Raw genomic sequence first — 20970 nt, forward strand, 5'->3', positions numbered from 1 at the left:
CTTGCCTTTTTTCTTGAATCTGACAGTTTTTCGATTTCTGACCGGTAAGTGGTGATAGGCTTTTTGCCTATCATGCTTAGGAGGTGATCCAGCCGCAGATTCCCCTACGGCTACCTTGTTACGACTTAACCCCCCTTGCGAAATTTAGGTTCGAACACGGCACTAGTCCATGCCCTCACCCATACCTCACTCGGGTGGTTTGACGGGCGGTGTGTGCAAGGAGCAGGGACGTATTCACCGCGCTATATTGAAACGCGATTACTACGGATTCCAGCTTCATGAGGGCGAGTTACAGCCCTCAATTCGAACTACGGACGGGTTTATGAGATTACCAACCCTTTTCAGGGTAGGGACCCATTGTCCCGGCCATTGTAGCCCGCGTGTAGCCCTGGAGATTCGGGGCATACTGACCTACCGTAGCCCGCACCTTCCTCCGGTTTAGCACCGGCGGTCCCCACAGAGTACCCATCATCCCTAAGGATATGCTGGCAACAGTGGGCACGGGTCTCGCTCGTTGCCTGACTTAACAGGATGCTTCACAGTACGAACTGACGACGGCCATGCACCTCCTCTCAGCGATTCAGGTAAGACCTTCAGCCTGACCTACATATTGCTGTCGCCCCAGGTGAGTTTTCCGGCGTTGAGTCCAATTAAACCGCAGGCTCCACCCGTTGTAGTGCTCCCCCGCCAATTCCTTTAAGTTTCAGCCTTGCGGCCGTACTTCCCAGGTGGCTCGCTTCACGGCTTCCCTGCGGCACCTGAAACGGTCGCACCGTCCCAGACACCTAGCGAGCATCGTTTACGGCTGGGACTACCCGGGTATCTAATCCGGTTCGTGCCCCCAGCTTTCGTCCCTCACCGTCGGACCCGTTCTGGTAAGACGCCTTCGCCACTGGTGGTCCCACAAGGATTACAAGATTTCACTCCTACCCCTGTAGTACCTCTTACCTCTCCCGGTCCCAAGTCTGACAGTATCCCCCAGAAGCCTAACAGTTGAGCTGTCAGATTTCCCGGAAGACTGATCAAACCGGCTACGGACCCTTTAGACCCAATAATAGTGGCCACCACTCGGGCCGCCGGTGTTACCGCGGCGGCTGGCACCGGTCTTGCCCGGCCCTTGCTAACACCTGCTGTTTATACAGGTGGACAGCCAACATAATATGCTGGCACTCAGTATCCCCTTATCGCGGTTTCCCGCATTGTAAAGTTTTCGCGCCTGCTGCGCCCCGTAGGGCCTGGATTCATGTCTCAGAATCCATCTCCGGGCTCTTGCTCTCACAACCCGTATCCGTCGTAGGCTAGTAGGTACTCTACACCCACTACAACCTGATAGACCGCAGATTCATCCTAAGGCGCCGGAGCTTTTAATCACAGAACATTCCAGTTTCTATGACATATCAGGGATTATCACCAGTTTCCGGAGTTATACCTGACCTTAGGGCAGATTATCCACGTGTTACTGAGCAGTACGCCATGTTTACGAAAAACATTTGACTCGCATGGCTTAGTCGAATACTGATAGCAGTGACCTCTGGCAGGATCAACCAGAATTAATGTTGATCACACACAAAGATTTGTTATTTTGGAAGTCATTTAGGAATCAGTCGGAAAGAACTCTCTTTGAGAGAAAATTTCCTATTTGCACATAGTTTGGTTAATTCCTTAATTGTTTGTAGTTATACACTACCGGTCAGAATTAACCGAACTGCCAAATCCAACGTCAGACAGAAAAAACTTCTGTCTCCACTTGTAAGGCGGTGATTGTAAGTGTTTTCGCGCGATTTGCGCGGACTCCTTCAAAGGACACCATCGTATATAAGGCTTTCGAACACCCGGTTCGAAGCCAAAGGATGAACCTTTGGAGCATACATGAATGCCCACATTTCCACTCGGATTATATCTGTATGATTTGATCCTATTTGGAGTTTGTGGCATCGCCATAAAACTTGCTGCCATTATGACAGAAAAGCACTTATGACCCCTCTAAGCGACCTCAGAGGGAGTTCAGACAAGCCACACATTGCATATAAACCTAACGTATTTAATTAATTTTAACTAAATAATAAAGAGGAGATAATGAATTGTGAAATAAAAAGAGACAAAACATAAACAAAAACAGAGCTACGCAAGCTTTAACAATATAAGTGACATAGCAGTACTCACCCACAAAAATGCAAGAGGGATAAGCTTGCAGTATAAGAAAAGAAACAATGTTCCAGACACAGGCGAAGTCACAAGAGTTCGCACCCCGCGTAAAGAAAACAACGAAATTCTAGCCACCGTGGAAAATATGCTCGGAGCAAATCACGTAAGACTCAGGTGTATGGATGGCGTCGTGAGGATGGGCAGAATTCCCGGATCAATGAAAAAGAAAACATGGATACGGGAAGGAGATATTGTAATAGCAGTCCCTTGGGACTTCCAGAACGAGAAAGCAGACGTAATATGGAAGTATACACGTCCACAGGTAAACTGGCTTGATCGCAAAGGGTACCTGAAAGGATAAAAAACATGAAAAAAGAAGTTACCAGAAAAGTAAAGCGTATTGATACAGAAGTTGATAAACTAAGAATGAGGCGCAAAGACACCGATACTCTTAAAGTGAAAGAGAATGTCTTTGACGAGCCCACTTTAAAGACCCTTTATACATTATCTAATAAAGGAATAATTGAAGCAATCGGAGGCTCCATCAGCACAGGAAAAGAAGCAAATGTATTCCTTGCTGAAGATAACGAAAAGGACATTGCTGTGAAGATATACAGAATATCATCAAGCACCTTCAATTCAATGGAAGATTATATCCTCGGAGACCCACGTTTCAGAAATGTGAGGCATTCAAAACGCGACATAATATTTGCATGGACTAAAAAAGAACAAAGAAACCTTGTACGTGCAAAAGAAGCAGGCCTTAGAGTGCCAGAACCTATTGTGGCAGAGCGCAACATCCTTGTAATGGAATTTATGGGAAATAAAGGAGTACCTTTTCCCCAACTAAAAGATTACAGGATGGAGAAGGAAACTGCAAAAGAAGCATTCAACACAATTATAAATTACATTGATCTCCTGTACAATGAAGCAAACCTTGTCCATGGAGATCTAAGTGAATATAACATACTCATAATCCCTGAAACAGAAGAACCAGTGTTCATAGACATGGGCCAGTCAGTAACCAGGGAACATCCACGTTCAATAGAATTCCTGATAAGAGATATTGAGAACATAGCACGCTATTTCAAGAAATATGGCATTCGCGAAGATCCACACCAGCTATATACAACCATCAGGAACAAAGAACCTAAAAACGAAGAAAATGACCTATAAAGTACAAAGGTAGACGATTATGACACACATCAAAGTTCCTAAAGACAGAGTTGGCGCAATAATAGGGCCAAAAGGCCGCGTCAAACAGATAATAGAAGAAAAATCAACAGCAAGTCTGGATATTGACAGTGAAGAGGGAACTGTAGAGATCATACCAGGTGACGACCCGGTAGGTGCCATGAAGGCAGAAGACGTGATAAATGCAATTGCAAGGGGATTCAATCCTGACAAGACATTTGCAATGTTCGATGATGATATGCTGATGCTTGAAGTCATCGATCTTTCAAAACAAACAGGAACTCAAAAAGAATTATTGCGCCTTAAAGGGAGAATCATTGGAAAAGGTGGCAAAACACGTGAAATAACTGAAAGATTGATAGGTGTGAAAATGTCAGTCTATGGGAAAACTGTTAGCGTAATAGGCAACCCGGAACAAAATCAGATCGCCAGAACCGCAATAGAGATGCTTATGGAAGGAGCAAATCACGGAAGTGTTTACAGCTACCTGGAAAAGAAAAGGCAGGAATTACTCCAGTCACAACTTGATTACTACTAAACTATAAACAAACAATTAGAGATATACTAATAGTATATCTCACCAAAAATATTAAAGCTCTGGAATCCTAATTAGTATCGGAGGACAGATGAGAGGATATACTAATAGTTCCGAAATTCGGACATACGCAGCTTTTGTACTGATTCTGCTCCCCACAGCAGCCCTTTGTTACAAAGAACAACTTGCAATGGGAACGATTGGTTCCTTTGCACTGATGATCATCCTTTTTACCATGCTCCTTGGCTCGATTGCCGAGATACCATTGTTCAGGACGCGAACTAAAAAACCGGAACAATTATTCAGATATGCACCTATCCTTGAGGACATATATTCTGTCCCGGTAGTAAAAGAATTGAATATTGGGAAAGACAGAGTTTTTGATACAACAGTAACCGCAAATCTTGGCGGTGCAATAATCCCTGCGCTTGCAGTGATATACCTCCTGCTGACACAACCAAATAACACAGCACTGGAAATAATGCTCATTGTAGTTGTCGCCGTAAGTCTCCTTTGCGAAATGATGGGAGGAATCGGATTAATCGTGCCCGACTACATCGGACTTATAGCATTACCATTCTCACTAATAGTTTCACCAGAAAATGCTGCATCAGTCACATTCATAGCAGGAGTTGGCGGAATCCTGACAGGCAATATAATCTCAGTACTCACATTCAATAAAGAAAGAACAGGTAGCGCCTTTATCAGCATAGGAGGCGCTGGTAGCTTTAAAGCAATATACCTGACAACAATTATTGCCAGTTTATTATCATACTTCGTCCAGTGACATCCCACCACCAAGCCTTTCAGCCCTGCGCTTTTCGATCCGGTCCTGCAGAACCTTTGAAGGAATGTTAAGAGCCCTGTATTTGGCTATACCATTATTTGTAAACCTGAACGGCTGAGGAGTATGATCTACACGTGTTGCTCTCATTTTCTGAACTGCCATCACAGGCATTGGAGTCGTATCGATATCATTTGTCTGAATAAAGTCAAGGAAAACAACACCATCACCAAGGAAATCAAAATCGTCATACTCTTTTACTTCAATCCCGTGAGATTTTTCAGTTACAAGAATAGCAGTCGTCTGATTTTTCTTTAGCAGACGATGGAGCCCACGCCACGAAGTAGATGTACGGAAATCACTTGGTGCCGTAAGCACATTCATAGAATCAAAAACAACCCTCTCCGGTTTGTGAGAATCTATTATCTCCATCATTTCCTCAGAAGTTAACATCGATATACCAAAGATTTCCAGATAGCCATCATCAATAAACTTTCCAACATCCCATCCAAATCTTGCAAAATGCTGCACTAATTGCTGCGCCCTTTCTTCAAATGAGAAGAAAATACAACGCTCGCCATTCTTCACACCTTCCATGAGATACTGCATTGAAAAAGTAGTCTTACCAGTACCAGGGGGGCCCGTCACAATAACAGCGAATCCTTTAGGAAATCCGCCTTCCAGGAAATCATCCATCCCTGGAATTCCAGTTGTGACTCTCTTGATGATACGATCTATATTCTGAGTATCAAGCTTGGCCTTGAAACGTGTAGAATCAAGATTCAGAAGTGCCTTTTCCAGTACAACATTCTTTGCACCAAGTTCTTTCTCGTATCTTTCGAGAACCTTAATAGCATCTGCGCTTAATGTAGTATGAATGGGGAATTTGGTTTTCATCACACCACCATATGTACATAATAGGTGATTATATATTTAAAATGTTATGGTATTGTGAACACACATTCTAAATTATGAACATAGTTATTCAAAGTCAGCTGACTTGAAACCTTTACCCGGAAGGAAATTGCCTCGACCTCTTGGTGCAATCAGGTCTCCATCCCATACAACTTCACCACGTGCAATGGTATATTCAGGGAAGATACCATCCATTCCCTCATAAGGAGTCCATCCTGCCTTGCTGTGGAGATCATCACCTTTAATTTCAGTAACCCTGGAGTGGTTAACTATAATGATGTCAGCATCATAACCTTCAGCAAACACACCTTTTGAAAAACGATTCAGGCCGAATATCTTTGCAGGATTCTTACTTGTTACATCTATCATTCGCCCCAGAGGAAGCAGGTTTCTCTTGACTGCAACAAGCATTAACGGAACCAAGGTCTCAACTCCCGGAACTCCAGAAGGAGCGCTCTTTATATCGACATCTTTTTCAGCCTCGGTGTGCGGTGCATGGTCTGATGCTACTACGTCAATTGTACCATCATTTAAAGAATTTAACAGCATCTTTACGCTTCTGCGATCCCTCAGAGGAGGATTCATCCTGCCAAATGAACCAAGTCGATCCCAATCCTTGGTTGAAAGGAACAGATGATGCGGCGCAGCTTCACTTGTGATCGTAGGCGCAAATCCACCCTGAGAATCAAGATAGCGCTCTTTTCTCAAAAGCCCAACAGACTCCATTGCACTGATATGACAGAAATGTGCCTTTACACCATTTTTTCGTATCAACTTGATTGCTTTCTCAACAGCAAGTGCCTCACAATGATTAGGGCGTGCGCGAGAATGAGAATCCGGAGCATAATCATTTTTAAGAAATGCTTCACATTCTAGCCTGATCTTGTCATCTTCAGCATGGATACATGGCAATGCATCAAGCTGTTTCATCACACCTAATGCTTCATCAAGACATTTTTCATCTATATTAAGAGCACCTGTGGATTCTGCCATAAAGATCTCACCAAACGCTGTGGCGCCGCTCTCCCATAACTCAGGAAGCTTATCAATATTCCCTGTTACTCCACCATATAGTCCGAAATCAACTATAGAATTGCGGTTAGCAATCTTGAGCTTATCTTTGAACGTTTTTTTGTCAATTGTTGGAGGGATGGTATTTGGATGGTCAACGACAGTAGTTATGCCACCTGCTGCTGCAGAGCAGGATCCTGTATACCAGTCTTCTTTTTCAATCAAACCAGGGTCTCGAAAATGGACATGAACATCAATGCCGGCAGGAAGAGTAAGTGAACCCTTAGCATCAATTGTCTGGTTTAAACGCTGAACATCTATCTCTTTCGCAATACGGGATATTTTACCATCTTCAATAAGGACCTCTGCAGGTTGGAGATAGTTATTAACAAAGACTTTGGTGTTCTTAATAAGAATATCAGGCATAGTGTCCTATATCCCCATAGAAGTATATGCTTTTTATGATAAACAGGAGATAATAGAAATACATAAAATCTATATAGATACATATCCACTATATATGCACTATATGAGTCTAGCTAAGTCATAGGAATATATATTGTACGTACATAACCCTTATGTATCGATTTTGTAATGGTTCACTGACAAGTTACGTAGAATCCATAAAAAAATGGTGAACCAGAATATGATATCAGGAAAATTATTCAAAAACATTACACTTTGTTCCGTGGTAATGTTAATTATTGCATCCGCATTCATTGGAATCGGTTGTGTAGATAACGAAGATACAACTACAGATGACGTTGCAACAGAAGAAGCCACCGGTGCTACCGGAAGCATTATGATCAAAGGATCAGATACAGTACTTCCACTTTCCCAGGCAGAAGCTGAAGAGTTCATGTATGAAAACCCTGACGCAGACATAACTGTAATTGGTGGCGGATCAGGTGTTGGAATTGCAGCACTCGTAGACGGCGAAGTTGAAATTGCAATGGCTTCAAGACAGATCAAGGATTCAGAAATTGAAAATGCAGAGGCAAACGGCATTAACCCTGTAGAGCATATCATCGCATGGGATGGAATTGCAGTAGTAGTAAACCCTGAAAATCCAGTAACAGAGCTTACCTTTGACCAGCTTAAGTCAATCTACAACGGTAGCGTTAGCAACTGGGCAGATGTCGGCGGCGAAGATCTTACAATCACAGTAATTACCCGTGACAGCAGCTCTGGAACATACGGATACTTCCAGGAAGAAGTTCTTCTTGATGAAGAATACCGCGCAGATGCACTTGTACAGCCAGCAACTGGTGCAATAGTACAGGAAGTTGGACAAAACACAGGAGCAATCGGATACATCGGTTACGCATACCTTGATGAGACAACCACAGCACTTGCACTTGATGGCGGAAACGGCTTTGTAGAAGCTACCCCTGAGAACATTATGGCAGGAAACTACCCACTTGCAAGACCTCTTCACTACTACACAGATGGTGAGCCAACAGGACTTGCGAAAGAATACATAGACTATGTAATGAGCACTGCCGGACAGGAAATAGTATCTGACGTCGGATACTTCCCGGTAAACTAAAAACAACACGGGTATCAGAGGAATAGATGTTAAACAGATACCTGAAGGAAAAGGGCATAGAGTCGCTCCTCTTTGCATCAGGAGCAGTGGCAGTTATTGTCCTTTTCCTCCTTTGTATTTTTTTATTCCGTGACGGAGTATTATTATTTGAAAATTATCCGGTTAGTAATTTTTTAACCGACACTAAATGGTACCCAACAGCCGACCCGGAACATTTCGGATTATTACCACTGTTTCTTGGGTCATTGATAGTAACTGTTGGAGCAATATTATTCTCAGTCCCACTTGGACTGGCAGCAGCAATATACATTTCAGAACTTGCTAATCCTAAAATTGCTAATTTATTGAAACCAATAACCGAAATACTTGCAGGAATTCCTTCTGTTGTTTACGGTTTCTTTGGTCTTGTTATACTTGTACCTATTGTGCAGAAGACACTGGGACTGCCCACTGGCCAGACAGCACTTACAGGTTCAATCATGCTAGGCATTATGGCTTTGCCTACAATCATATCAATTTCAGAAGATGCCATTAGCGCAGTACCACGATCCATCAAGGAAGGATCACTTGCATTGGGCTCCACAAGATGGCAGACAATATACAAAGTAACAGTCCCTGCAGCCCTTTCTGGGATATCTGCAGCGGTCATGCTTGGAATCGGAAGAGCTATCGGCGAGACAATGACAGTAATGATGGTTACAGGTAACTCAGCCGTAATCCCGGGATTCCCCTCCGGCCTTTTTGCACCTGTCAGAACGATGACAGCAACAATTGCCCTCGAGATGGGAGAAGTCCCACAGGGAAGCGACCACTTCCATGCACTCTTTGCAATCGGTTCCGTACTTTTCATTACTACATTCATAATCAACATCATAGCCAACTACATTAAAAGGAGATATAGGTTCGACCTGTGATAGCCATGTTTTCCAATGCAAAAACAAACGAAAAGATAGCCTTCGGGATATTGAAATTGGCAACGGGACTGGTTGTTCTCTTTGTACTGGTAATTCTTTATTATATAGTATCTAACGGATACAGTGCCCTAAGTATCGAATTCATAACAGAGATGCCAAGGCACAGAATGACAGAAGGTGGAATATACCCTGCAATTATGGGTACAACATACCTTATAATAGGTTCAATAGCTGTTGCAATGCCACTTGGCATGCTTTCCGCCATTTACCTTACAGAATATGCAAAACCCGGAAAAACAACATGGGCAATTGAAATGGCCATTAGCAACCTTGCAGGAACACCATCCGTAGTTTTTGGACTGTTTGGACTTGCAATGTTTGTAAAGTACCTTGGCTTTGGGCCTTCAATTCTTTCTGCATCCCTTACACTTGCACTGCTGATACTTCCGGTTATAATCAGAGCAAGCCAAGAAGCACTACTCACAGTACCTAAAGAGTACAGGGAAGCCTCACTTGCCCTTGGAGTAACAAAGTGGGAAACTATTAGAAGAGTAGTCCTTCCAGCTGCAATTCCCGGAATGATAACCGGAGCAATCCTTAGTGTTGGAAGAGTAGCAGGTGAAACTGCACCAATTCTGCTAACAGGAGCAGCATATTTCCTACCAAGACTCCCGGATTCAATATACTCAGAATTTATGGCACTGCCATACCACCTTTATGTGCTTGCAACTTCAGGCACCAGCATTACCCAGACAAGACCGATTCAATACGGTACTGCCCTGATACTGCTAATAATCGTACTGAGTGTGAACATAGTTGCAGTGACTGTTAGATCACACTACAGAAAAAAGCTCAAAAGATAATCGAAGCCTAATTCAATATCAGACCAAGAGGATAACATATGCCAGAAACCAGCGATAACGGTACCGAAATTGAGGTTAAAAACCTTAATCTCTGGTATGGGGACAATCACGCACTCCATGACATATCGATAGATATTCCCAAAAACAGCGTCACAGCTTTTATAGGCCCTTCAGGATGTGGAAAATCAACATTTCTGAGATGCCTTAACAGGATGAACGACCTCATTCCCAGTTGTAGGATAGAAGGTCACGTAAACATCAGTGGTGAAGAAATATACTCCAAGGATACAGATGTTGTAGACCTTAGGAAAAGAGTAGGAATGGTTTTCCAGAAACCAAATCCTTTCCCAATGTCAATATTCGACAATATTGCATATGGACCAAAAATCCACAGCATGGGCAAAAAAGAGATGCCGGCAATTGTTGAAAATGCACTCAAATCCGGAGCACTCTGGGAAGAGATTTCAGACAGGCTTGATGCATCTGCTCTTGACCTAAGTGGCGGACAACAGCAGAGGCTCTGTATTGCAAGAACACTTGCAGTAAAACCTGAAGTAATCCTCTTTGATGAACCATGTAGTGCACTTGATCCTATATCCACAAGTAAAATCGAAGATCTCATTCTCGAGCTCAAAAAAGATTACACAATCGTCATTGTAACACATAATATGCAACAGGCTGCCAGGATATCTGACTATACAGCATTCTTCCTGCTGGGTGACCTGATAGAATTTGGTAAAACAAACCAGATTTTTGAAAATCCACAGCAGAAAGAAACTGAAGATTATATCACCGGCAGATTCGGGTGAAGTTATATGCCACGTGATCAATTCCAGCAAAATCTGAATACACTTAAAGAATTCGTAATTGAAATGGGGAAATTATCCCATAATGCTATTGTAGACTCTGTGCAGGTTCTCAAAACACAGGACGCGGAACTTGCCGAGAAGATATTTCAGGGCGATGAGGAAATTGACAAATACGAACTGAAAATCGAAAAATGCACTACACAGTTAATAGCACGCCAGAATCCGACTGCAGGCGACATGAGACTTGTGATATCCTGCTTTAAAATAGCAATTGATCTTGAAAGAATGAGTGATCTTGCAGTTGATATTTCCAATGTTGCAAAATGTATGGAAAAAGAAGACTCAGAAGCATTGAATAATATAGTAAGAATGGCAAATCTATGTGACGAGATGCTGCAACAGACTATCAAGGCCTTTGAAACACTTGATGAAGAGCTGGCAAAAGACACTGCTTCAAAGGATGATGAAGTTGACCGTCTATTTTATGGAACCCAGAATCTGCTTATTGAGATGATGATTGAGGACAAGGCCATTATATCCAATGCATCCCACCTTCTATTGGTATTACGTTATCTTGAGAGAATGGGAGATCACGCATGCAATATCTGCGAGAGTATTGTGTACATGACTGAAGGCAAAAGAGTAAATCTTAATTAATTGCAACAGGCAATCAGGTTTAACCAGATATAAATTATTATAATGGTTAAACCGAACTTTCACTTTTCTAAATACCAGATTAGTTCTGCTATCTGGAAGATTAAACAACTATTAAAAATGGATAATAATGCTTGAATCAAGCATAGATGCCATCTTAAAAAGACATCATACAAAATCACATTTTATTTATAGCATGATAAATAAATAAACTAAATATGACTATATATAATATATAGTGATACGATCATTCCAAACATATAAATCTACAAAAATATAAAATTTAACCATAATATATTGAGTGAACTAAAGAGAACGAGGAGAGACAAAATGACACGTGAGAAATACCATGAATCTCTTGATATTTTGAAAAATGACGTAATAAACATGGGCCAACTTGCAACCGAGGCTATTAATAATTCCATTAAATCATTAAAAGAGATTGACACAGAAATTGCAAAAAGCGTTATTGACGGAGATCAACCAATTGATGACTATGAAATGAAAATTGAGAAATCAATATCCCAAATAATAGCGCTTCAAAGTCCTACTGCAAAAGATATGAGATTTGTTACAGCTTGCCTTAAAATAGCAATAGATATAGAGAGAATGAGCGATCTTGCAGTCAATATAGCAGAAATTGCAGAAAGGATGGAAGGAGATCATGTCAAGCCACTTGTAGACATCCCTAAAATGGCAGAAATTGCTAGTGGAATGCTTGAAAAGGCAATGAAAGCCTTTGAAACTAATGATGCCGAACTTGCGGAAGCCACTGCAAAAAAAGATGATGAAATAGACAGAATGTTCTATTCCATTGAAAAAGAGCTTATTGAAATGATGGTTGCAGATGAAAGCATAATTACCAACGCATCACACCTCCTGTTTGTGCTCCGTTACATTGAAAGAATAGGAGATCATGCATGCAATATATGTGAAAGTATAGTTTACATTGCAGAAGCCAAAAGAAAAGATCTTAATTGAACTTAAAAAGCAACTAAAATATTAGAAATCAAACAGCGAACTCTGTGACTTCCTGTTCACAGGTGTTTGCTGAGTTTTTACTTCTGATTCCTTTTGTTCATACTTTTTAACGGGAGATTCCTGTGGCTTGTCGGAGAAGTCAAACAAACCTTTTTGCTTTGAATCATAGTCAAGGTTTGCCATATCCACTCCAAAAACGCCCAGAATGCGCTCTACAGGCGGCAATAGCTGCTTTTTGATATAATAGTCCACATCAATAGGAATATTGTTATCCTTGACGTATTCAGGGTCTTCAGCACGGTTCACAAAAAGATCCTTGCCTGCTATGATCACAAAAGGAATACGTTCCCCAACCGGAGGAGGAGTTCCTGTCCTTTCTTCTATTTTTTCCGCCACAGTCAGATGAGGTTGTTTATTTTTATAACTGGTTGCCTTTTTTGAGAACATGCGAGTCATAGTCAGATCTTCAATAATATCAGAATCATTCTTGACATCAATATTTCTTACACCATCTACCACAGTTCGAACATGTTGTACAGCAGCCTCTACATTACCTTCTTTAAGCACCAGCTCAAGGATACGGTTAAGAGTCTTGGATGTGAGCTCACACCAATCCCTGCGCACTGTTTCCATACCTTTTACCTTTATATCATCTTTCCATTCATCCCCGGCACGTTCAAAAACCCATATAGCATAACGCTTCTTTGCAATGAACAAAGCGCGTTTTGCAATGGATTCAAACTCCAGTTCCATTGGATCAGGAAGAGAAGCTGAAACTGTTGCAGCTATTTTACTGCCCACCAGACCGGCATCATCAAGAGAGATTTGCTGTTTTGAACTGCACTGGACAAAGACACTGTCAGTATCACCATAAACAACTGACAGGGATACTACATGATCATCGGGAGCAATGGATGATAATTCCTCTGTGAAATAAGCAGAACCATCCTTAAGAATAACCTTACTTATACCACCATTAACAAGAGCTCGCGTATTGAGAATATTTTCCCTGCCAAAACTGGTAACAGCATTTGCAAGGGTCAGACTGTAAAGTTTTGCACGGGTATATCCGGAATAACCATAAAAACTATTAAGCAGAATTTTCAGTGCAAGTTGAGTAGCATCAAGTACACGATATTCAGATTCATCTGATGCATTTTTCATTTTCTTTTTGGTCTCAACTCTTCTCTGAAGCAGACTTTCAAGAATTGATGGCATTACACCTTTAGAAACATCTGCAGATACAAACTCACCACCAGACGGAGGAACTATAGTTTCACCTTCTGCAGGACGGTCTTGCTCCACAACAGTCGTATAACAGAGATTGTGAGCCATCATAATAGTAGGATAAAGTGATTTGTAATCGAGAATTACAACATTCTCAAGAAGGCCTTTTTTAGGTTCCAGCACCTCGCCACCCTTCAAGCCTTCACTACTGCGATTTCTCATTGCTACAAGCTCATCACTTGGTTTTGGAGGAATAACTCTACCCTGTTTACCATATTCCCTCAAAAGAAGATTATCAACCATTGAGGTCTGGCCGCCATCAACAACTTCCTGTAGAAGAGAACCGCTCACCTGAGCCACTGCTATGTGCTTGTCGAGAAGACGAAGTTTAAGGAAAAGCTCTATTGCAAGCTCAGAGTCCCTACGTGCATAATCTATGAATTTCAGGAGTTTTTCACCATCGTCTCGCCAGTATTCCTCCATCTCAGATGGTGCAACATCCAGTTTCTCCATATCCAGAAGCTCTTTTGAGACATTCCTGAGTGTGTAACGTTTAAGACTGTACTGGCTTCGTATAAGCGGCAATGCATCCACTACAACCCTACCCGGAATTGAAACCATTGTTCTATTACCAATCTTACGGTAGCTCAATACCCTGCCATCACGTCCAACTGTTGGCCGAAGGATTTCACCGGAATTGGAAAGAATAGCAACACGGTCGGCAATATAAGGAATATCGAAATCGTTTATGTTATAACCTGATACAATATCTGCATCATACTCCTGAAATAACTCAAAGAAATTATTAAGCATTTGAGTTTCGGAATCAAAACACATGACATCTTGCCCTGCACCTTCCACCTTCTTGGAGACCAGAACAAGAGTATCATGACCTTTAAATGCAGGACTGAAAGACATGCTTATCATGATAACAGGAGATGACTCCGGAACAGGCATTGAGCCGTCTATAGGAAGACATTCTATATCGAACGATACATGCTTAAGTGGAGCAATGGAGAGTTTTTCAGTTTCTTTGAGAGAAGAAGCTGTAAAAACAGAATCACAATAAATATGTTCATTGGAAAATTGACTTTCAGAAACTTCCTCCGCAGTGACCCATCCCATCCCATGCAGGTCCATATCAATCATAAAACGATTTCTGAAAAGAATATCAGTTTCATATACTTCTTTAGCACCGGGGAGAGTAAGAACGTCATCACGTATTTCAGGAACATTGCGTGGTTCCATTGTAGTGATACATAACATTGGTTTCTTTGAAACCTGATAACCTACAGGTTCATATTTAGGGACAATCTCAACCTTTTTGATTACATCAAATCTTTCTTTTAACATAGTGGCAAGCTTATCAAGCTCCCCTTCTGCATTCATATAGAAATAAGGCTCGAATCCCGGTACAAAACAGCAGACGCTCTGTCCATCTTCAGCTCGACCAAAAAGACGGATCACAGGACCGCTTTCATGTCCTATGTAATCAGCATCCAGTATCTGAAAGTTCATGACTAACCTTACTGACTTGCAACATATATGCTTTGCGTTGAAATAAAAGAAAAATAAGGAAGAGTGCCCGGAGCGTGACTCGAACACGCGACCTCCAGATATCTCAGGAGATTTTGGACGCACGGAATTTTATTCCCTATGAGTCTGGCGCCCCAACCAACTAGGCTATCCGGGCAGTGCAGCACCTAAAAGGACAAGGTAATATTAAAGCATATCGATTGAAAGAGAGACTGTCAAAAGAATAAAATTGGAACTAAAAAGGATATTGGCCCGGATCAATATCCGGTTGATTCGGCCAATGTGAGAAGAACATCAGAATCATCTGTTGCGCCGCCTACAACAAATACAAACTTACCATTACTCCATATGTAAGTATATCTTTTAACATCGTTTGTACCTATTGTTGCATAATCAAGTATTTGCACGGCAGAGTGCCCATTAACAGACGTTTCAGTAAATCTGTCACCAACTGCAAGGTTACTGAATTCATCCTTATATGAAGATATAAATTCTTCAGCATTTTCAGCACTGCTTGTTTCAATAACATCGACATAAACATCTGTGGATTCCATATAGGTATAGAGACCTTCTAATCCCCCTACAACGCCCCCTATCACTGAATAATCAGAACCTACTGTTTCTGCGGACAGTTCACGAGTACCAAGTAACTCATAATTTGCCGGAAGATTCTCAGTTGGTACAAGATCAACAATTGTTGCTGAATCAGCAATAGTATCTGCCGTTGTAACGACTTCGGATTCAGAAACATTTTCCGTCGTCACAGGCGTTTCTTCTACTACTTCATCCGTGCAACCGGAGATTGATAGCATTAAAATGCTTAGTATTAATACCAATAATATTTTTTTCATGGTTACACCTCTTTGAAAAATAACTCATTATTAAAAAAAGATAATAAGAAGGGATTAACCCTTCTTCATTTTAGAAATTTAGTCTCTTCTGACGAGGTATGCTACTGCAAGGAGACCAGCTACTGCGAAGACTGCTTCAAATCCTGGGGATTCTGCTTCCTCAGTGGTGTCTTCCTCTTCAGTTTCAGGCTCTTCTTCAGGAGTCCCTTCAGTTACATCTTCCTCTACAGGAGTCTCTTCGACTTCTTCTTCTACAGGAGTTTCTTCCATTTCTTCTTCTTCTGCAGGGCCTTCTTCTTCTTCTTCAGCTACAGTTCCACCGATTGTTCTCTCGACGAATGGGTAGTATCTGAGTGTAGAATTGTCAGCTGTCTTAAGCTTGAAGTCTTCTGCAAGGGTAACTTCCTTGTCCTGTGAGAGTGTGATTGTACCTGAGTTGAACATTGAGATAGTGTTTGTTACAGAGTCAACTTCAAGTTCTCCAAACTCATCGGAGGACTCAATTTCCATGATGTTTTCGTAGTCAATGAGCCAGAGACCTTCAACAACAGCAAGGCTGTCTACCTGACCCTGGAATACATCGGTGATGAGACATCTGAAGACGATTACATCGGACTGGTCTCCGACATCAACGTCGTAGTCCCAGGTTGCTTCGCCACTTGTAACATCGATAACTTCATCCTCGATGAATTCTCCGTCCTTGGAGAGTTCCATCCAGACCTTGTCACCTTCTACATCGATCTGCTTTGCGGTAAGTTCATAACCGTCTGCGAGTTCAAGTGCTGAACCGGTTCTAAGTGTGTACTTGTCATCGGTGTCGAGAAGGAGCTTTACAAGTTCCCCTGCATCACTGTCATCTGTTGCAACATATTCCTCTGCAAAGAGTCCAATGATTGGGAAGGTCATATTTTCATCACCAGTTACATCAGCTTCAGCAGCAAAGTCTGCTTCATAATCTGTCTGTACGATGGTTGTGTTGTACCAGAGTTCTTCTTCCTCGATGGTCTTACTGCTCATCCCGGAAATTGTAAGTGTCTCTGAACCTTCATTGTCATCAAGATCATACCAGAATCCTGCAAACTCGTTAGTAGTCCATGTTGCATCACCTGTTGCAATTGAACCTCTTATTTCGTATGTACCTGCTTCTGTGTATTCCTTTACAAGAGCAAATCTGAGATCTGTGGAATCTGCAGTTACAAAGCTGAGTCCTTCTGCAATTTCTACTGTCTTGTCCTGTGAGAGTGTGATTGTACCTGAGTTCTTCATTACAATTGTGTTTGATACAGAGTCAACTTCAAGTTCTCCAAACTCATCGGAGGACTCGATTTCCATGATGTTCTCGTAGTCAATGAGCCAAAGACCTTCAACAACAGCAAGGCTGTCAACCTGACCCTGGAATACATCGGTGATGAGACATCTGAAGACGATTACATCTGACTGGTCACCTACATCAACATCGTAGTCCCAGGTTGCTTCACCGGAAGTGACGTCGATAACTTCATCCTCGATAAATTCTCCATCCTTGGAGAGCTCCATCCAGACCTTGTCACCTTCTACATCGATCTGCTTTGCGGTAAGTTCATAGCCACCTGCGAGTTCGATTGCTGAACCGGTTCTGAGTGTGTACTTGTCATCGGTGTCAAGAAGGAGCTTTACAAGCTCTCCTGCATCACTGTCGTCTGTTGGGACGTACTTGTCAGCAAAGATACCAATGAGTGGGTAGGTCATATTAGCAGAACCTGTTACATCAGCTTCAGCAGCAAAGTCTGCCTCGTAATCTGCCTGTACAATTGATGCATTGTAGACAAGACCATCTTCTGCAATAGCTTCTCCATCTACCTTAGATGAGTCATTTATGATTTTTAGTGATTCACTTGCAAGGTTATCATCGATATCATACCAGAAACCAGCAAAGTTTGTGCTGTTGATTACGATATCGCCACCTTCTGAAGCGAGAATGGCAGCAAAGTCAGTTCCGTTAAAGACTTCACTGCGCACTTCTACTGTTGCGTCTACAGCTGTTGCTGGCACTACTAATGCAGCAAGAGCAAGAAGAGCAACTAATGCGATTGTTGTAAATCTTTTCATTAAATTTTCCTCCGTATTTAATTCGTGTAAAAGAGTGAGAATCAAAAAATAAAGCGAATTTCGCCCTATTGATCTTCTAGCTTGAGACAAACATTAGAGTTCGTCTTTTGCCGAAGGAGACTTCATCACCCTCCTAATCCCGTCATATTGGATTACAAGTGTTCTATTAAACAATTGCCGTATTAAATCTTTTGTGGTCTAATTATGAACAATTATCGCATTGCATTGGCAAACATCGATGCAATTAACGGTAAATGTCGAATTCATTTTGGAATTTAAATGAAAAAACAGACAAATGATGAATTTATCTTCACAAATCGTCGATGTCAAAACTTGAATTGTGGAATAATGTCTATAAAATCAATGCCATTAAAGCTGGAATAGTTCAACATATTTATATATGTTATTACATAAAAGAGACATGAAATAAAAGTCTGGCATAATTCAGAAAATTTTCGACATAATGAGGGATATTACTAATCATTAGGAGTGAAACAATAAAATGTTCGATGGTGCAGTTTCTGAAGAAATATCAATGGAAGATGAAACAAATCGTGTAAAAACAGGCATTCCTGGTTTTGACGAATTATGTGGTGGTGGCCTGATACGCGACCGAACATATCTTATATCAGGCACATCAGGTGCAGGAAAAACAAATTTTTCCATACAATTTATCTACAACGGAATCACGAAATACGGTGAGAATGGAATTATTGTGGCAACTGAGGAAAGACCTGAACAGATAAGGGAAAATGTCCTTAAGTTCGGATGGGATCTTCAGGCACTTGAAGATGAAAACAAACTTGTAATAATTGATGCATGTTCAACCAAGATAGGCATTCCTTCTCAGGAAAAATATGTTGATGTGAGACCATTTGACATCAGGTCTATGATGGATCAGATTATTGCTACACAGGAAGAAATTAATGCTAAACGTGCGCTTGTTGATTCTACAACATCTGTTAGTTTCTACCTGCAGGATCCTGCAAAAATCAGAATTGAACTTCTCAAACTCAGCACCACACTGGAAGTTATTGGCCTTACTTCAATGATGACCTGCGAATTAATTGACGAATCCAAACCTTCAAGATTTGGTGTCGAAAACTTCGTCACTGACGGTACTATAGTACTATATTATAAGCGGCATGAGAACGTCAGAATGCGAAGCATGGAAATATACAAAATGAGAGGATCCGATCATAGTAAGAAGATCCACCCATACGATATAACCCCTGGTGGATTTGTTATCCATCCACATGAAGAAGTATATTCAATGTTTTAAGTGATCATAAATCAGGGAACATTTCCTCATGGCCGCATTCTACACATTTGTAAATTGCAAGTGAGCGGCCAAAGTGATCATACCTTTTTAATACAGGGTATCTCCAACGATTCATTTTACCTTCGCAAACAGGGCATCTGTAATTCACCATTTTCACCAACAAGTAATTATATAAAAGTATATATTAAATTAACGAATAAACATTTATTCAGACGACAGAAAAACCAGAGATAACATGGACCAATTGAAACATATTTCGTGTGGAATCAAAGGACTTGACACAATCCTTGGGGGAATCATGTCGCCCTCAACAATACTCATAGCAGGATCTGCAGGAGTGGGAAAAACCATAATGTCACTCCAGATGTTATCAAACGCTTCCAAAAATGGGGAGAAAGCACTTTACATTCCAATTACAACCGAAAATCCTGAAAAACTGAAACTTTACAACTCAACACTCGATTTTTATGAAGACTCTTTTGAAGTCCACCCTATTAACAGACAATTGGCTGAAAAAGATCCATTGACCACATTAATAGAAATTGGAAACATCATTGAGTCGACAAAACCAGATAGACTTGTAATTGACCCCATTACTCCACTTGGATATGGTTTTATTGAACAGGAAAAAAGAAGATTTTTTTATACACTTGATTCCATGTTGCAGGAGAGGAATATGATTACATTCCTTGTTGGAGAATTGCAAAAATCAGAGATCCATAATTCTGTTGTCAGTCACCTGTCTGACGGAATAGTATATCTGACCAGAGAAGACAGGAACACAAGAGCAGATCATCGTCTAGAATTCATAAAAATGAGAGGAATTGATCCCGGGAAACGTTCTGAGATTACCTCACATAAATATCTTTACAACATCAACTCATCCGGTTTTACGGTATATCCACACTTAAGACCAGTAAAGGAAATTAATCTTGATGACACCAGGGTCGAAATTGGAGTCCCTGGTCTTGATAGTATGTTTGAAGGTGGCTTATACCGATACAACAGCTTGCTGGTGGCAGGTGTTCCCGGCACTGGTAAGAAACTGTTCGGATTGCAATTCATATTGCAAGGGTTAGACAATAATGAAGCTGCAATGATCATAACTTTTGAAGATACACCCCATCAAATGATACTGGATTCCAGAAGGATAGGATGGAACTTAGAAAAGTACATAGACAATGGACTTTTGCATTTTATCTGCACAAACCCAAACCAATTGTATCCTGCAGAGCATGCGGACAGGATTAAGGAAATTACAGAATTAAATGATATTAAAAGAGTCTTTTTCGATGGTACTAACCACATGGAGATATCTATCCCTGACATCCTTGAACTTAGAGGATACATATATTCAATTACAAGTTACCTCAAAAGTAAGAATATCACTTCTTTGTTCACTACAGACATAGCCCCTTCTGAATGTCCGGGAAATGAAAAAATAGACATTTCATCTATCATGGATTCCGTACTAATATTACATAATTCCAAAGCAAGAGACCGCAGATACATGTGTGTTACTAAATCCAGAGGTGCAAAGCATAAGCGCTCCATAAAAGAATATGCAATAACAGAGAGTGGAATCAAACTCAGGACAGATACCTTGATATGAATCTGCGGATTGATACTAAA

General features: G+C 41.2%; 17 protein-coding genes, 1 tRNA gene and 1 rRNA gene. 12 read left to right on the top strand and 7 right to left on the bottom strand.

What is annotated here, in order from left to right; translation table 11 throughout:
- Nucleotides 1-78: 78 nt before the first annotated feature.
- A 16S ribosomal RNA gene (locus V7O61_RS13500) occupies nt 79-1551 on the bottom strand.
- Between the two features lie 637 nt (nt 1552-2188).
- Between V7O61_RS13500 and eif1A the strand changes: the two genes are divergently transcribed.
- From eif1A to V7O61_RS13520, 4 genes are all read left to right on the top strand, one after another.
- Entirely contained in the window at nt 2189-2506 is a 318-nt protein-coding gene (gene eif1A / locus V7O61_RS13505; protein ID WP_023845470.1) for a translation initiation factor eIF-1A, read from the top strand.
- 5 nt (nt 2507-2511) lie between these two features.
- A complete protein-coding gene (locus V7O61_RS13510) occupies nt 2512-3321 on the top strand; it encodes a serine protein kinase RIO (protein WP_407283316.1) in 810 nt (269 codons plus the stop codon).
- A gap of 19 nt (nt 3322-3340) precedes the next feature.
- Nucleotides 3341-3877, top strand: a complete 537-nt coding sequence (locus tag V7O61_RS13515; protein WP_023845468.1) for a pre-rRNA-processing protein PNO1 — start codon at nt 3341-3343, stop codon at nt 3875-3877.
- A gap of 88 nt (nt 3878-3965) precedes the next feature.
- Nucleotides 3966-4661, top strand: coding sequence for a DUF1614 domain-containing protein (locus V7O61_RS13520; RefSeq protein ID WP_407283315.1), 696 nt, complete (start codon nt 3966-3968; stop codon nt 4659-4661).
- On the opposite strand, the gene V7O61_RS13525 is transcribed toward V7O61_RS13520, so the two are convergent.
- Together V7O61_RS13525 and V7O61_RS13530 are read right to left on the bottom strand one after the other, a co-directional pair.
- Nucleotides 4644-5555, bottom strand: coding sequence for an ATPase domain-containing protein (locus V7O61_RS13525; protein WP_023845466.1), 912 nt, complete (start codon nt 5553-5555; stop codon nt 4644-4646). The two genes, V7O61_RS13520 and V7O61_RS13525, sit on opposite strands and share 18 nt — an antisense overlap.
- A gap of 84 nt (nt 5556-5639) precedes the next feature.
- Nucleotides 5640-7010, bottom strand: coding sequence for a dihydroorotase (locus tag V7O61_RS13530; RefSeq protein ID WP_023845465.1), 1371 nt, complete (start codon nt 7008-7010; stop codon nt 5640-5642).
- Between the two features lie 220 nt (nt 7011-7230).
- Here V7O61_RS13530 and V7O61_RS13535 point away from each other — a divergent pair, with 220 nt between their 5' ends.
- The 6 genes from V7O61_RS13535 (at nt 7231) to phoU (V7O61_RS13560) (ending at nt 12354) form a co-directional block, all read left to right on the top strand.
- A complete protein-coding gene (locus V7O61_RS13535; RefSeq protein ID WP_407283314.1) occupies nt 7231-8133 on the top strand; it encodes a PstS family phosphate ABC transporter substrate-binding protein in 903 nt (300 codons plus the stop codon).
- A 26-nt stretch (nt 8134-8159) separates the two neighbouring features.
- A complete protein-coding gene (gene pstC, locus V7O61_RS13540; RefSeq protein ID WP_023845463.1) occupies nt 8160-9047 on the top strand; it encodes a phosphate ABC transporter permease subunit PstC in 888 nt (295 codons plus the stop codon).
- Nucleotides 9048-9052: 5 nt separating this feature from the next.
- Nucleotides 9053-9910, top strand: a complete 858-nt coding sequence (pstA, locus tag V7O61_RS13545) for a phosphate ABC transporter permease PstA (protein ID WP_023845462.1) — start codon at nt 9053-9055, stop codon at nt 9908-9910.
- Between the two features lie 38 nt (nt 9911-9948).
- Nucleotides 9949-10719 carry a phosphate ABC transporter ATP-binding protein PstB gene (gene pstB, locus V7O61_RS13550; protein WP_023845461.1) on the top strand — a complete coding sequence of 257 codons (771 nt, stop codon included), beginning with the start codon at nt 9949-9951 and terminating at the stop codon, nt 10717-10719.
- A 6-nt stretch (nt 10720-10725) separates the two neighbouring features.
- Nucleotides 10726-11376: a phosphate signaling complex protein PhoU gene (gene phoU / locus V7O61_RS13555; RefSeq protein ID WP_407283313.1), complete on the top strand. Its 651-nt coding sequence runs from the start codon at nt 10726-10728 to the stop codon at nt 11374-11376.
- Between the two features lie 327 nt (nt 11377-11703).
- Nucleotides 11704-12354, top strand: a complete 651-nt coding sequence (phoU, locus tag V7O61_RS13560) for a phosphate signaling complex protein PhoU (RefSeq protein WP_407283312.1) — start codon at nt 11704-11706, stop codon at nt 12352-12354.
- 21 nt (nt 12355-12375) lie between these two features.
- Here the strand turns inward: phoU (V7O61_RS13560) and V7O61_RS13565 are convergent, their stop codons facing one another.
- The 4 genes from V7O61_RS13565 to V7O61_RS13580 form a co-directional block, all read right to left on the bottom strand.
- Nucleotides 12376-15099 (bottom strand): DNA-directed DNA polymerase, encoded by a 2724-nt coding sequence (locus V7O61_RS13565; RefSeq protein WP_407283311.1) that lies wholly within the window; start codon nt 15097-15099, stop codon nt 12376-12378.
- A gap of 64 nt (nt 15100-15163) precedes the next feature.
- Nucleotides 15164-15274: transfer RNA gene (locus V7O61_RS13570), tRNA-Met, on the bottom strand.
- 100 nt (nt 15275-15374) lie between these two features.
- On the bottom strand, nt 15375-15929 hold the full coding sequence (locus V7O61_RS13575) for a hypothetical protein (RefSeq protein WP_407283310.1): 555 nt from the start codon (nt 15927-15929) through the stop codon (nt 15375-15377).
- A 117-nt stretch (nt 15930-16046) separates the two neighbouring features.
- Nucleotides 16047-18056, bottom strand: a complete 2010-nt coding sequence (locus V7O61_RS13580) for an S-layer protein domain-containing protein (protein ID WP_407283309.1) — start codon at nt 18054-18056, stop codon at nt 16047-16049.
- A 502-nt stretch (nt 18057-18558) separates the two neighbouring features.
- Here V7O61_RS13580 and V7O61_RS13585 point away from each other — a divergent pair.
- Both V7O61_RS13585 and V7O61_RS13590 read left to right on the top strand, forming a co-directional pair.
- A complete protein-coding gene (locus V7O61_RS13585; RefSeq protein WP_023845455.1) occupies nt 18559-19338 on the top strand; it encodes an ATPase domain-containing protein in 780 nt (259 codons plus the stop codon).
- A 235-nt stretch (nt 19339-19573) separates the two neighbouring features.
- Entirely contained in the window at nt 19574-20950 is a 1377-nt protein-coding gene (locus V7O61_RS13590; RefSeq protein WP_023845454.1) for an ATPase domain-containing protein, read from the top strand.
- The last annotated feature ends 20 nt before the right edge of the window (nt 20951-20970 follow it).

The organism is Methanolobus sp. WCC1 (assembly GCF_045690315.1).
Taxonomy (GTDB): Archaea; Halobacteriota; Methanosarcinia; order Methanosarcinales; family Methanosarcinaceae; genus Methanolobus; species Methanolobus tindarius.

Bases quoted from the DNA above. Each gene is read 5' to 3' on its own strand.
- pstA (WP_023845462.1), top strand. From the start codon at position 9,053: ATGTTTTCCAATGCAAAAACAAACGAAAAGATAGCCTTCGGGATATTG.
- V7O61_RS13580 (WP_407283309.1), bottom strand. From the start codon at position 18,056: ATGAAAAGATTTACAACAATCGCATTAGTTGCTCTTCTTGCTCTTGCT.
- pstB (WP_023845461.1), top strand. From the start codon at position 9,949: ATGCCAGAAACCAGCGATAACGGTACCGAAATTGAGGTTAAAAACCTT.
- V7O61_RS13565 (WP_407283311.1), bottom strand. From the start codon at position 15,099: ATGAACTTTCAGATACTGGATGCTGATTACATAGGACATGAAAGCGGT.
- phoU (WP_407283313.1), top strand. From the start codon at position 10,726: ATGCCACGTGATCAATTCCAGCAAAATCTGAATACACTTAAAGAATTC.
- V7O61_RS13590 (WP_023845454.1), top strand. From the start codon at position 19,574: ATGGACCAATTGAAACATATTTCGTGTGGAATCAAAGGACTTGACACA.
- pstC (WP_023845463.1), top strand. From the start codon at position 8,160: ATGTTAAACAGATACCTGAAGGAAAAGGGCATAGAGTCGCTCCTCTTT.
- V7O61_RS13525 (WP_023845466.1), bottom strand. From the start codon at position 5,555: ATGAAAACCAAATTCCCCATTCATACTACATTAAGCGCAGATGCTATT.
- V7O61_RS13585 (WP_023845455.1), top strand. From the start codon at position 18,559: ATGTTCGATGGTGCAGTTTCTGAAGAAATATCAATGGAAGATGAAACA.
- V7O61_RS13575 (WP_407283310.1), bottom strand. From the start codon at position 15,929: ATGCTATCAATCTCCGGTTGCACGGATGAAGTAGTAGAAGAAACGCCT.
- phoU (WP_407283312.1), top strand. From the start codon at position 11,704: ATGACACGTGAGAAATACCATGAATCTCTTGATATTTTGAAAAATGAC.
- V7O61_RS13510 (WP_407283316.1), top strand. From the start codon at position 2,512: ATGAAAAAAGAAGTTACCAGAAAAGTAAAGCGTATTGATACAGAAGTT.
- V7O61_RS13515 (WP_023845468.1), top strand. From the start codon at position 3,341: ATGACACACATCAAAGTTCCTAAAGACAGAGTTGGCGCAATAATAGGG.
- V7O61_RS13530 (WP_023845465.1), bottom strand. From the start codon at position 7,010: ATGCCTGATATTCTTATTAAGAACACCAAAGTCTTTGTTAATAACTAT.
- V7O61_RS13520 (WP_407283315.1), top strand. From the start codon at position 3,966: ATGAGAGGATATACTAATAGTTCCGAAATTCGGACATACGCAGCTTTT.
- V7O61_RS13535 (WP_407283314.1), top strand. From the start codon at position 7,231: ATGATATCAGGAAAATTATTCAAAAACATTACACTTTGTTCCGTGGTA.